This window comes from Bacillus sp. A1, from assembly GCF_042296235.1.
GTDB lineage: Bacteria > Bacillota > Bacilli > Bacillales > Bacillaceae > Bacillus > Bacillus velezensis.
Window position 1 is genome coordinate 805720 of record NZ_CP141181.1, and the last position, 12658, is coordinate 818377.

Genomic DNA, 12658 nt, shown 5'->3' on the forward strand with positions numbered 1-12658 from the left:
ACGCGTTACTTATGTTTGATGTTAGTGTGGCTGGGGTACATGGATTTATGTAGACTTCATCAAGCAGGAGGTAGTAACTATGGGTAAAAAAATTGCAGTTGTATTAACGGATTATTTTGAGGATGTCGAGTATACTGAACCTGCGAAAGCTTTTAAAGATGCGGGTCATGAATTAACCGTAATTGAACAGGAAAAAGGAAAAACAGTCAAAGGCAAACAAGGGGAAGCGGAAGTGAAAGTGGACGCGTCCATCGATGATGTGAATCCGAAAGACTTTGACGCATTGCTGATCCCGGGCGGATTCTCTCCTGACATGCTGCGTGCGGATGACCGTTTCGTCCAATTTGCCAAAGCGTTCATGGATGATAAAAAACCGGTGTTCGCCATCTGCCACGGACCTCAGCTTCTCATCAACGCGAAAGCATTGGACGGGCGCAAAGCGACAGGGTTTACTTCAATCCGAATCGACATGGAAAACGCGGGCGCGAATGTTGTGGATGAAGAAGTCGTCGTCTGCCAGAACCAGCTGGTCACAAGCCGCACACCGGATGACATTCCGGCATTTAACCGCGAATCATTAAAACTGCTTGCGTAATATAAAAGCGGAGCGCCGTATCAGGCGTTCCGCTTTTTTTGTGAAGATTCCCGGATGACCAGCTCAGGCGCCAGAATAATGCGTTGTTTTTTGTGCTGGGAACTGGTGATTTTATGATGCAGCAATTGAGCCGCTTCTTTTCCCGACTGCCGCGGAAAGGAAGAAACGGTTGTAAGGGGGGGATAAGAAATTTCAGCTTCCGGCACGTTATCAAAGCCGATAATGTCAATATCTTCGCCCGGAACGAGCCCGGCTTTTCTGATCCCTTGCATGACGCCGAACGCGACCAAATCACTGAAGCAGAAAATCGCGGTCGGGCGCTCAGACCGGCGGAGGAGCTCCGTCACGGCTTCGCAGCCTGCTTCGCGGGTCGGCGCGCTGTCAATGACATATTCATTTTTCACTTCCAGATCCGCTTCACGGAGCGCTTTTTTAAACCCTTTCATACGCTTCGTCCATGTTGATGAGTGCTTCACGCCGCCCAGAAAAGCAATCTCCTGATGGCCTTTCTCAATGAAATGACGCACTGCCTTATAGGTGCCTTCCTCATAATCGGCTCCGACAAAATCACAATCTGCATCGGCAATCTCCCTGACGGCGAGCACGACCGGAATGTCAAGCTGCTCAAGGCGGGAAAGGGTTTCCTCAGCCGTACCTGAAACCGGACACAAAATCAATCCGCCGACCCTGTGTTCCAGCATGGTCGAGATCAGCTGTTCCTGCTTGGCGACGGAATCAAATGTCGTGCCTAACAGCACCGTTAATCCGACTTCCTCAAGCGTATTCTGAACGCCGATCAGAAACTCTGAGAAAAACGTATTGGAAATGTCAGTAATAATCAATCCTACCGTTGTAGACGTCTGTGATCGTAAATTCGCGGCAACCCGATCATATACGTACCCCAGCTCCCGCATGGATTGCAGCACTTTCTCACGGGTCGCTTCGGAAATTCGCGGATTGTTGCGGACGATTAATGAAGCGGTGGATGTTGAGACGCCGGCATGCTCAGCGACCTGCTGCAATGTCACCCGGCGTTTTTTTTGCTGTTTCATACGTGCATTCCTCACTTGGTTTTTATTCGTTACATCCATTATAAGCGTTTTGGCGCATGAGAAGAAAGAGAGAGGGGAGAAAATGACAAAGCGCCGGAAGACGGATTGTCCTTCGGCGCTTCTATTACAATAGGTTATTCAAACATTTGCTCTTTAATATACTGAACCGGCATTTCACGGCCTGTCCAATATTCAAACGCCATGGCGCCCTGCCAAAGCATCATGCCGAGGCCGTTAATGGTGCTGCAGCCGGCCGCTTGAGCTTGTTCAAGCAATTTCGACGTAACGGGGTTGTAAACGACGTCTGTCACAAGCAAATCAGGACGGAGCATGGATGTATCTTCAATGACGCTCAAGCCTTCAAGCGGTTTCATGCCGACACCTGTTCCGTTTGTGAAAATATCGCTTGAAGCGATTTCAGCACGCAGCGCATCTTGATCTTCGAGCGGGAAGACTTTCGCTTTGCAAGAAGATCCCTTCATTTCTTCATTGATGATGCGGACGTTTTCTTCCGCTTTTTCGAAAAACGCGTCATTGCGGGCGAAAATAGAGATTTCTCCGAGGCCTTCCAATGCGGATTGAATCGCTATCGGAGTGGCGGCCCCGCCGGAACCGACCAGCGTCATTTTTTTGCCTGTGATATCGATGCCGTGTTCTTTTAAGTTGCGGACGTATCCCATACCGTCAGTCGAGTGTCCGATCAGTCTGCCGTTTTCATTAACGACTGTATTCACCGCGCCGGTGAATTTCGCTGAATCCGCGAGTTCATCGAGGTAAGGGAGAATGTTCATCTTGTTCGGCATCGAGACATTGAATCCTCTGACGTTTAAGGCGCGCATTCCCGTTACCACATCTTCCAGCTGTTCATTGCCGACTTCAAACGCGAGGTAAGCGTAGTTCAATCCTAATTTTTTAAACGCCAGGTTGTGCATCGCCGGAGATAAAGAGTGTCCGATCGGTGTCGCGAATAATCCGATAAGCTGAGTTTTTCCGTTAATCCGTCCTAAATCTTTCTTCATGATGTATTCCTCCGTTAGTCCATTCATTTGTTTTTCATCCCGCTTTGAGGGCAGAAAAACGCTGATTACATATGTTTATTTAAAATGCTGAGTACGCTGCGCAATTCTTCAACGGGAATCTGTCCGGGCGCCGATGCTTCTTTGCCCGCTCCGAACGTGCACGCTGAGCCGAAGACTTCGCCGGCCAGGCGGCTGATCAGGCCTGTTCCCGCCATTGACATCGTGATGATCGGCCGGTCTGCGTATTGTGTTTTCATCGTGTGAGTGGCATCCAATAAGACGAAAACATCTTCAGTGCTTTGCGGCATCACCGCGATTTTCGGAATGTGCGCGCCGTACGCCTGCATGTTCCGCAGCCGGGAAATGATTTCTTCTTTTTTCGGTGTCTGATGAAAATCATGATTGGACATGACGACATATACGCCGTTATCTTCAGCGGTTTTCACAATTGATTTGACTTCCGCTTCTCCCGTAAACAACTCAACGTCTGCAAGGTCAATATGTTTTGTTTCGATGGCGGTTTTAAGCAATTCAATGTAAAAGCGGTCATCAATAACTTTATTTCCGCCTTCTTTATGGGTTCTGAATGTGAAAAGCAGCGGTGTTGCGCCTGCGGCTTTCCGCAGCTTTTCAAGCATGCCTTTTACGGCATCCAGGCTGTCAACATGCTCGTACACATCCGCCCGCCACTCAATGATATCCGGGCGAAGCCTGTTGACGGCTTCCGTTTCTTCGAGCAGTTCTTTCTCTCCGGCCGCCATCAGCGGCACAATGATCTTCGGAAGCCCTTCGCCGATGACCGTGTTTCTGATCGTGATAGATTGCATGATAAATCCTCTCCCTTAAAAAATAGTCAGGCTTTCATCACTTGCTTAAAGCGGATTCCGATAAACAATGCGAGAAGGGCGCTGACGGCCGCAATTCCGATATCAAGCAGAAAAACAGGCGTCAGGCCGGCCGCTTTGGATATCGCTCCCGTTACAAGCGGAATGACAATAAAAGATAAGCTTGATGCTATATTAACAAAAGATGTGATCGTACCTTTATTTTTAGGGAATAAAACAGCCATAACCGTCATCGCCAATTGCAGAATGCCCGCAGTTGAAAGTCCGATGACAAAGGAGCTGATGACTGATACGGCCGGCTGATGAATGAAAATCAGAGCAAGCAGCGCGATTGCCGCGATCACAGGGTACAGCACCATTACCGTAATCGGCTGAATCACTCTGTTTAACAGCACAGCCAGCAATAATACGGATACAAGCGCCCCGATGCTGTAATAGCTCAACAATTTGACGGCCTGCACCTCAGGCATGCCCAAAACGGTTTGCCCGAACTTAGGAAGCCATACTTGAACGAGCATAAACAGCGCCGTAGATGAAAAGCCTAACAGAATGATCGCAAGGCCTTCACGCCATATCGACGGCTGTGATGTGAACGCGTCATCAGACGGAGAGGCTTCCGTCCGGCCGCCGTCTTCTTTTTGCTTATGATTCGGAAACGGAACTTTTAACAGGAAAAAGCCGTTCAGGAAGAAAATAATGCCCGGTACGAAAAACGTCCAGCCGTAAAACAAATGCCTGTCCGCAATAAACGCGATAAAAAACGGAAGCACCGTCGCGCCGATGGATACAAACGCTTTGATTAACACGGTTGCAGAGCTTGCGTTTTTCGGAAATCCTTCAATAAGCGCCGGATATGTCCCGGAATCCAAAAAGGAATTGGCGATCCCGGCGAAAATGGCGAAGATAAACGCAGCTGTATAGTTTGTCGAAAGCGGAATTCCGATTAGGAAAATCAGATACAGAAAGGCGCCCGATACGATAAACGGCCGTCTCCCGAATGTATCCGAAAGCTTCCCGGCAAACAGAAGCGAAATCAGCTTCCCGATTCCGATGGCGGAGACCAAATAGCTGACCCCGGCTGCGGATGTATGAAGCTGTTTTGATAATGCCTCCATATTGGATGCGATAATAATATTGATCATGCCCAGCAGGAAATAGTTAATATAAAGACCCGCTGCCATTTTGGTGTATATGTTTTTCATGATGACATCCCCTAATGCGGTTAATAAAGAATTAAATTATTTTTTAAATTGATAAAAGAACAGCACCATTCCCCTTTATTGAACCACTGCCTTTCTTTGAAAACTGTTTGATAAAACGGTTGAAAAACAAACTTGAATAACGCTGAGATCACAACGAGTATATCGTTCTACTAAATAAAAAAAGATAAGCGGCCCGCTCATTTAGTATATCGTTCTACCAAGTTCACAGTTACTATACTCCTTCTTTTTATATGTGTCAAACCGATGAACTTTTTTTACTTTTTTAAATCAAAAAAAGACCTGCCGTTTTTCGGCAGGTCTGACATGGGTTTATTTTCTGAGAGAGGCGAGCTCCTCGGCAATGGCCTGCATTTCACTCGGGCTGAATGATGCTTTTTTCATGACCATTTGATGAAGGTATGTAAGATCTTCTATTTTTTCATCACTGAAATCTTCCGCTCTGATGACGCCGACATTGAGCATGTTGAGCTTTTGCGAAATGTCTTCAATCATTTTGTTTAACGTTTCTGTTTGTTGGCTCGGCAAATTCATGCATCCTTTCATGACCTTTTTCGTACCCTTTATTCTAACAGAATTCATTTAGAATAAAAGCTTATTTCCACAGCCGCAGAAAAGTTGCTAAGATGATGATAAGGTTTTTGATCCTCAAAATGCGGGGAAAGAATAGGGAGGTTATCGATATGATACATGTTCTGTTTGTCTGTCTGGGAAATATTTGCCGGTCGCCTATGGCAGAGGCGGTATTTTCTGATATGGTGAAGAAAAACGGGCTGAACGGGCAGATTAACATTGATTCAGCGGGAATCGGCGCCTGGCATGCGGGAAATCCGCCGCATGAAGGGACAAAGGAGATCCTGAAGAAGAAAGGGATCAGCGCAAGCGGCATCACGGCGAGGCAGGTGCGTGAGTCTGACCTGACCGATTTTGATTACGTCATTGCGATGGATGCAGAAAATATCGGACATCTGCGCAGCATGGCAGGTTATAAAAAAGCGGCGCCGCGTATTGCAAGGCTGCTTGATTATGTACCGGAGTCGGACCTTGCGGACGTGCCCGATCCGTATTATACCGGGAATTTCAGCGAGGTGTACGCTTTGGTCGAATCCGGGTGCCGTCATTTGCTGGAGACAATAAAGAAAGACCATCATTTATAAGGGGGATTGACCGATGAAGCAGACACGCATCATGGCAAAAGCGATTCTGATCGGCGCTGCCGCCGGAGGAGCACTGTCCTTATTACATAAGCCGACGAGAGAGGCATGTTTCCGGAACATGGACGCGTGCAGGCGGCGTGCGGCATTTTACCGGAAACATCCTGAAGCCCTGAAGCAGCAGGCTTCCGCAAAAATGGATCAAGTGAAAATCTTCGCCAATACCGTATCGGAAGATCTGGGTTTTTTAAACGGGCAGATCACCAAGCTGAAGCAGACGACGCCGCAGGTCATTGACCTGTTAAAAGAAACGAAGGAGCATTTTTCGAAAAACGATCATTGAGGTGGGATGTCATGAGTTTTATAAAGGAGCTGTTTGCAAGGTTTTCTCTGCATGAAGGACAAAGTAAATCGGCGGAGCTGGCGTATTTTTTCCTGCTGTCATTGTTTCCGTTGATGATTTTCATGCTGACGCTCACCGCCTATCTTCCCATATCTGCAGAAGACGTGCTCGGGGCGGTCGATCAATACGCGCCCGACAGCGCCATGTCCATGGTGAAATCCATTACGGAGCAAACGCTGAACAAGCGCAGCGGCGGGCTTTTGTCATTCGGGATTATCGCCGTCATCTGGTCGGCTTCGAATGGTATGAACGCGATTGTCAGAGCATTTAACCATGCCTACGAAGTCGAGGAAAACCGCTCATTTATCATCATTCGCCTGACCTCAATTTTTTTAACCATCGCGATGGTGGTTACGATTTTAATCGCATTGCTTCTGCCGGTGTTCGGCAGAGAAATCGGAATGCTGGCCGCAGATTTCATCGGCGCCTCCGGCCTGTTTTTGCAGGTGTGGTCGGTTGTCCGCTGGGGTATCAGTCCGCTTATCCTGTTAATCGTGTTTACCGCGCTTTACATTTTCGCGCCGAATAAAAGGCTTTCCCTCCGTTTTGTGCTGCCGGGAGCCGTATTCGCGGCAGCCGGCTGGATTATCGTCAGTATGCTGTTCTCATTTTACGTCGGCACCTTTGCCAACTACAGCGCCACATACGGGAGCATCGGGGGAATTATCGTCCTTATGATCTGGTTTTATCTTACGGGAACACTGCTGATTTTAGGAGGAGAAATCAACGCGCTTTTACATAAACGTAAAAAGCTTCCTGATGAAAATCCGTACCGCGGGAGCAAGCTATAGAGGAACGGATGACGTTCAAGCTGAAAAAGGAGGGGAATCGATTATGACCAAGCATACGAAAAAAGGCGGAAGCCATAATAAACAAAACTCAAAAAACGGCCCGAAGAATAAAACAAGCGGAAGCGCTAACGGGCAGAACGGATACCACTAGAAAGAAGCCGCCTGACTCAGATCAGGCGGCTTTTTTATGAGGCCGGAAAAGAATGGGATTCGGATGCGGGACTGTGCTTTGTTTTCCCGAAGACGAGCGCAAGCCAAATACAGACCAGAATCACCGTAATAAAGTAAAACAAGTTGGCGCTTTCAAACCGCTGCATATACCAGCCGCCCGCCACCGGGCCGATCATGCTGCCGAGGCTGAAGGAAATGCCGCAGAGCAGATTGCCCGCCGGCAGCAGATGGGACGGCAGCAGGTCGCTCATATAGCTGATGCCGAGGGAAAACATACTGCCGACCGCCATTCCCGCCGTGAAAAAGCAGCAGCCGATGACAGAAGGTGACGGAAACAGTCCGGCCGTCAAAAAGCAAAGGGCACCCGTTAATAAGATGATGAGCAGGACACGTTTTCTCCCGAATCGATCGCTTAATAAACCGAGAGGGAACTGGAATACAATACTTCCGATAGCAAAAGCGGGCAATATCAGCGCGACGGCATCAACGGATATGCCTAAACGCAGGGCGTACACGGGAAAGCTTCCGTTCAGCGCCGTTTCTAAAAAACCGTACCCGAAAGCCGGGAGAAAAGCGACCCAGCCGAAAAGAAGAGCGCGGTAAAACCGTTTTGCGCTGTTATCCCCGGATGTTTCATCCGGACCTTGCGCCGGGTACTCGTTACGTAAGGCAAACACAAACAGCCAGGCGGCAAGACTGATACAGCCGGATACGATAAACGGAAGGGAAGGACTTGTTTTCACAAGAGGGACCATGAACGGGCCGACAGCGAATCCAAGCCCGAAGGACAGTCCGTACAGCGAAATGTTTCTTCCTCTGTTTCGGGGCGTTGACTTTGACGTCACCCACGTTTGGGTTGAAAAATGCAGCATATGATCCCCGATTCCGATAAGCAGCCGCAGAAAAAACCATAACCATATGGATTGAAGCCAAATAAAACTGAATAAGCTGATGATAACAAGAAATCCGCCCATGACCATCAGAGGTTTGAATCCGAGCTTGCGCAGCGGGGCCTCCATAAACGGCGACGCCAGAAGCACACCGATATAAAGGCCGGTTGCGTGAAGTCCGTTTATGGCTGCGGATTCTCCGTTCGTTTCAAAAATGACGGAGATCACCGGCAGAAGCATGCCTTGGGAAAATCCGGAGATGGAAACAAGCAGAACCAAAATAAAGAAGTACAGTCGTGACATCGCGTATTTCTCCTTCTTCAGTCTCTTTCTTGATCGTACACGGATTTGTCGCGTCCGGCAACCTGAAAATGCCAATTCGGGCTGCCGCGGAAGTGTAATTGAGGGAGTTTTTGAGAAGGATATAAAAAGACTCATTCGAAAAAAGGAGCCAGGCAGATATGAATCGGATTTTTTTCTTTACGGCTGCGGCGGGAGTGCCGCTTTCAGTCATCGGCGGCCTGATGCACTGGCCGTCAGCGGTTTTGTTTATTATTTATTGCTTGACGATTATTGCGCTTGCAAGTTATATGGGGAGAGCGACCGAATCTCTTGCCATTATCGCGGGACCGCGGATCGGCGGTCTGCTGAATGCCACGTTCGGCAATGCGGTAGAGCTGATTATATCGCTTTTTGCCTTAAAAGAAGGGCTGACGGGCATCGTGCTTGCTTCACTGACCGGTTCGGTGCTCGGCAATCTTCTGCTCGTCGCGGGACTGTCGTTTTTTATCGGCGGTTTGAAATACAAGCGGCAGGAATTCAATATTCATGATGCCCGTCATAATTCTGGCCTGCTGATTTTTGCCATTATCGTAGCTTTTGTCATTCCCGAAGTGTTTTCCATGGATATGGGGGAAAAAAACAAGCTTGATTTGAGTGTCGGCATCAGCATCATCATGATCCTTTTGTACGTGGCAGCTCTTTATTTCAAGCTCGTCACCCACCGCGGTGTTTATCAGCCGAATCAGCCGGAGGCAAAGGAAGAAGAGGAGCAGCCTGAGTGGTCGGGGAAAAGAGCGACAGCCGTCTTATTTATTTCAACCATTATCGTCGCCTACATATCTGAAAACCTTGTCCATACGTTTCATGCGGTGGCTGAACAGTTCGGCTGGAGCGAGCTGTTTATCGGAGTGATTATCGTCGCAATCGTCGGAAATGCCGCAGAGCATGCGTCGGCGATTATTATGGCGTACAAAGACAAAATGGATGTCGCCGTTGAAATCGCGGTAGGCTCGACTTTGCAGATCGCCATGTTTGTGGCTCCGGTTCTTGTGATCTGTTCCATCTTTTTTCCGGTCAATATGCCGCTTGTATTCACATTGCCCGAGCTTGTCGCGATGATATCATCCGTCCTTTTGATGACGATGATTTCAAATGACGGTGATTCGAACTGGTTTGAGGGGGCTACGCTCCTTGCCGCTTATGTCATCATGGCGATCGGTTTTTTCCTGCTTTAACCTGTAAAAAATGCGGATAACAACGATTGCGGAGGAAAAGACTAAAGGAAAATGCTATAGAAAGAGTGATATGATGAGAAAGCTGTTTCATGCCACACTGATTCTGCTGTTATCCTTTAGTTTTTTCGCAACGCCATCTGCCGGTGCAAAGAAACCGTTTAAAGTTCCCAACTCTGTCGTAAGCATTTCAAAGGAAAATACGTATCCGAATGCCTCACAGGACCAGCCGATGCTTCAGCCGAGCAAACTGGCAAAGGAATTGTTAGATACATCAGAGATCAATATCGAAAATCCGCATCTGATAAAGATGCTGAATGAATCCTCGGTTTCCGGTTCACCGCTTGCCATCGGATACCGGGCGACAATATTTCTCGGGAAATGGGCGCTCGGCTATCAATCGAACGAAACGGTCGCCAACTGGGAATATAAAAAAATCAACACAAACAGAGCGGATAACCGGGGCGGACAGCAAACCGCGGTTATCTCATACGCCCAAGAACAGCAATACAAAATCAAAGGCGGGCTCACAGCGAAGGTGCCGAACGCAGAAGACGTAAAAAGCATGATGATGCAAAAAGCGATGAAGAAAACAAAACTGCCGCTCGCGTTTGAAACGGTTATCGGCGCAGGCACAAAACGCGATCAAACCTACAAAATTTCTCCGCAGCGGCTCGGCTACCTGCACGCCTACGCTCCGGCCGTTAATGAAAAAGGAAAAGTAACATACGGTGAAGTGTATTTGGTGCTGAAAGGCAGCAAGCGGAAACTTGTCGTCAAAAATGTGACTTCGCAAGGAATCGGGGCTTGGATTCCGGTGCAGGATCATGTCACATTCGGTTTTCAAACGACAGCGCAGCCGAGATAAATAAAAAAAGCTGATTCCGGTTCGGGAATCAGCTTTTTTGTGTGTGATACATTTCCTCAAGCAATTGCACATTGTTGTTGTACAGCTCCCGGGCAAGAACGCGTCTCACCGCAAGGCTCGCCGAGAAGTATTCTGTGTCTTGAACCATGCCTTTGACGGTAAATTCTATGCCTCTGGTTAATTTGTTCAGACTCATAATTCCATGCACTTGAAACGGTTCCGTCGCATTGAGAAATTCATCCCGTTTCAATGAATCGCGAAGCTCATCATTGAGCATGTCACACGCTTTTTCTAAGATGGCATATACCCGTTCAGGATCTTCCTTGTAACTGATCACGACGGACTCGGTAATCCGCATATAATCAATGTTATAGTTTTGAAGCTGTCTGACCTCACCGTTAGATATGGTAAGCAGCTTGCCGGTCCACTCACGGATCTGGAGGGAACGGAGTCCGATTTCTTCCACTGTGCCGTTGAACAGATTGTTAATCGTCACGTAATCGCCTTTATGCAGCTGGCGTTCATATATTAAAAAGATACCGGCCAAAATGTCCTTGATTAACGACTGGGCGCCGAAACCGATGACGATACCGGCAACGCCCGCCCCGGCTAAAATTCGGCCGAAATCATGAACAAATAAAGAAATGACGTAAAAGATAAAACCGATCGTCGCCGTATACTGGGTGATGGACCGGACGAGGCTCTCAATCGTCTTCCCTTTCCGTTCCTCTAAGAAATCTGTGCGTTTAAATAACACCTGGACAAAGCGGTTGATCAGAAAAACACCGGCGTAAAGCACGAGAGCGACGATGATGATCTCAACCACTTTGCTTTTCAAAATGTCCGTAATTGTCGTTTCCATCTTCTGTTAACCTCTGGCTTTTCGTAATGAAAAATCCGTGTCCTGATAATAACTGTTTTTGACAAGGACGTTCGGGCCGAGGCACCGGACGTTTGTGCAGCGGCAGTTCAGCTCTTTGCTCAGCTTTGTCTGTCTCCACTTGTCATATGCTTCAGGAAGGCTGTCTGTTTTAATATTGCCGAGCGGCGGTGTATCGCCGAAATCCGTGACAATGATATTTCCGTCAAAAATGTTGACATTCAGGCGGGAGCGGCCGTCAGGGTCGTTTCGCACCGTAACGTTTTTCGCTTCCCGGAGGCGGCGGAGGAGCTTCTGGTCTTCTTCATCAGGGCTGCATGCGTAAAACGGGAGCGTACCGAACAGCATCCATGTCTCTTCATCTCGAATGTCGAGCAGATGATGGATGGCCTGTCTCATGTCTTTCAGGCTGAGTGATTCAAGCGCGCTGGCGAAATCACTCGGATACATCGGATGGACTTCGTGCCGCTGGCATTTCATTTCTTCGGTAATTTGCCGGTGAATATGTTCGATATGCGGCAGTGTCCGTTTGTTGAGCATCGTTTCCGCTGAAACCATTACACCTGCTTCGACCAGCGTGCGGCTGTTTTCAATCATTTTGTCAAAATAGCGCGCCCGCTGTTCAAATGTCGGTTTCTTCTCCATCATCGCAAATCCGATGTCGGCAAAGTCCTCGACCGTTCCCCAGTTGTGAGAAATGTGAAGAACGTCCAAATAGGGAATAATCCGTTCGTAGCGCCCGATATCAAGCGTCAGGTTTGAATTGATCTGTGTGCGCACGCCGCGTTCATGCGCATATTTTAAAAGCGGGACGACGTATTCCTTTACCGATTTCAGCGAAAGCATCGGTTCGCCGCCCGTAATGCTGATAGAGCGTAACAGAGGAATTTCATCAAGCCGCTTTAATAAAAGGTCGATCGGCAGCGCATTCGGGTCTTTCGGCTGGAGCGTGTACCCGACGGCGCAGTGCTCGCATCGCATATTGCACAAAGTCGTCGTTGTGAATTCAACGTTCGTCAGTTTCATATCTCCATACTGGTCGACATCCATGTACGCTTCCCAAGGATCGTACTCCGGTGTGATCGGACGCAGTGTTGTGTTTTGTGTCATGACTATCTAACTCCTTTATAAATGGGGCATACTAACGTCTGCCAACTGTTAATTTTAGACCTGATCAGCCAAGATCGCAAGTAGCGGAACCATTGAAAAACGGCAAAAAATACGCTACCATTATAAAAAATGAATGGAGTGGAAGT

General features: G+C 48.2%; 14 protein-coding genes. 6 read left to right on the plus strand and 8 right to left on the minus strand.

What is annotated here, in order from left to right; genetic code table 11:
• Nucleotides 1-79 precede the first annotated feature (79 nt).
• Nucleotides 80-595, plus strand: coding sequence for a type 1 glutamine amidotransferase domain-containing protein (locus U2H13_RS04115; protein ID WP_003155578.1), 516 nt, complete (start codon nt 80-82; stop codon nt 593-595).
• A 20-nt stretch (nt 596-615) separates the two neighbouring features.
• On the opposite strand, the gene U2H13_RS04120 is transcribed toward U2H13_RS04115, so the two are convergent.
• From U2H13_RS04120 to U2H13_RS04140, 5 genes are all read right to left on the minus strand, one after another.
• Nucleotides 616-1647, minus strand: a complete 1032-nt coding sequence (locus U2H13_RS04120) for a LacI family DNA-binding transcriptional regulator (RefSeq protein ID WP_017419112.1) — start codon at nt 1645-1647, stop codon at nt 616-618.
• 134 nt (nt 1648-1781) lie between these two features.
• Nucleotides 1782-2666, minus strand: a complete 885-nt coding sequence (locus U2H13_RS04125; RefSeq protein ID WP_088056278.1) for a shikimate dehydrogenase — start codon at nt 2664-2666, stop codon at nt 1782-1784.
• Between the two features lie 65 nt (nt 2667-2731).
• Entirely contained in the window at nt 2732-3493 is a 762-nt protein-coding gene (gene aroD, locus U2H13_RS04130; RefSeq protein ID WP_053285223.1) for a type I 3-dehydroquinate dehydratase, read from the minus strand.
• Between the two features lie 26 nt (nt 3494-3519).
• On the minus strand, nt 3520-4713 hold the full coding sequence (locus U2H13_RS04135) for an MFS transporter (protein ID WP_007408506.1): 1194 nt from the start codon (nt 4711-4713) through the stop codon (nt 3520-3522).
• A 330-nt stretch (nt 4714-5043) separates the two neighbouring features.
• The gene (locus U2H13_RS04140; RefSeq protein ID WP_003155571.1) at nt 5044-5259 is read right to left on the minus strand and encodes a DUF1128 domain-containing protein; all 216 of its coding nucleotides are present in this window, start codon (nt 5257-5259) and stop codon (nt 5044-5046) included.
• Nucleotides 5260-5414: 155 nt separating this feature from the next.
• Here U2H13_RS04140 and U2H13_RS04145 point away from each other — a divergent pair, with 155 nt between their 5' ends.
• Genes U2H13_RS04145 through U2H13_RS04155 form a run of 3 tightly spaced genes read left to right on the plus strand, consistent with a single transcriptional unit; the run spans nt 5415 to nt 7079 of the window.
• Entirely contained in the window at nt 5415-5888 is a 474-nt protein-coding gene (locus U2H13_RS04145) for a low molecular weight protein-tyrosine-phosphatase (RefSeq protein WP_012117078.1), read from the plus strand.
• Between the two features lie 13 nt (nt 5889-5901).
• Entirely contained in the window at nt 5902-6228 is a 327-nt protein-coding gene (locus tag U2H13_RS04150) for a hypothetical protein (RefSeq protein WP_103527060.1), read from the plus strand.
• Nucleotides 6229-6239: 11 nt separating this feature from the next.
• Nucleotides 6240-7079, plus strand: a complete 840-nt coding sequence (locus tag U2H13_RS04155) for a YihY family inner membrane protein (protein ID WP_007408509.1) — start codon at nt 6240-6242, stop codon at nt 7077-7079.
• A 185-nt stretch (nt 7080-7264) separates the two neighbouring features.
• On the opposite strand, the gene U2H13_RS04160 is transcribed toward U2H13_RS04155, so the two are convergent.
• Nucleotides 7265-8443, minus strand: coding sequence for an MFS transporter (locus tag U2H13_RS04160; protein ID WP_121984638.1), 1179 nt, complete (start codon nt 8441-8443; stop codon nt 7265-7267).
• 158 nt (nt 8444-8601) lie between these two features.
• Here U2H13_RS04160 and cax point away from each other — a divergent pair, with 158 nt between their 5' ends.
• On the plus strand, nt 8602-9657 hold the full coding sequence (gene cax, locus U2H13_RS04165; RefSeq protein WP_007408511.1) for a calcium/proton exchanger: 1056 nt from the start codon (nt 8602-8604) through the stop codon (nt 9655-9657).
• A gap of 70 nt (nt 9658-9727) precedes the next feature.
• Nucleotides 9728-10522 carry a YfkD famly protein gene (locus U2H13_RS04170; RefSeq protein WP_088056277.1) on the plus strand — a complete coding sequence of 265 codons (795 nt, stop codon included), beginning with the start codon at nt 9728-9730 and terminating at the stop codon, nt 10520-10522.
• Nucleotides 10523-10550: 28 nt separating this feature from the next.
• On the opposite strand, the gene U2H13_RS04175 is transcribed toward U2H13_RS04170, so the two are convergent.
• Both U2H13_RS04175 and yfkAB read right to left on the minus strand, forming a co-directional pair.
• A complete protein-coding gene (locus tag U2H13_RS04175; protein ID WP_014417200.1) occupies nt 10551-11384 on the minus strand; it encodes a mechanosensitive ion channel family protein in 834 nt (277 codons plus the stop codon).
• A 6-nt stretch (nt 11385-11390) separates the two neighbouring features.
• The gene (gene yfkAB, locus U2H13_RS04180) at nt 11391-12512 is read right to left on the minus strand and encodes a radical SAM/CxCxxxxC motif protein YfkAB (RefSeq protein WP_014417201.1); all 1122 of its coding nucleotides are present in this window, start codon (nt 12510-12512) and stop codon (nt 11391-11393) included.
• Between the last annotated feature and the right edge of the window lie 146 nt (nt 12513-12658).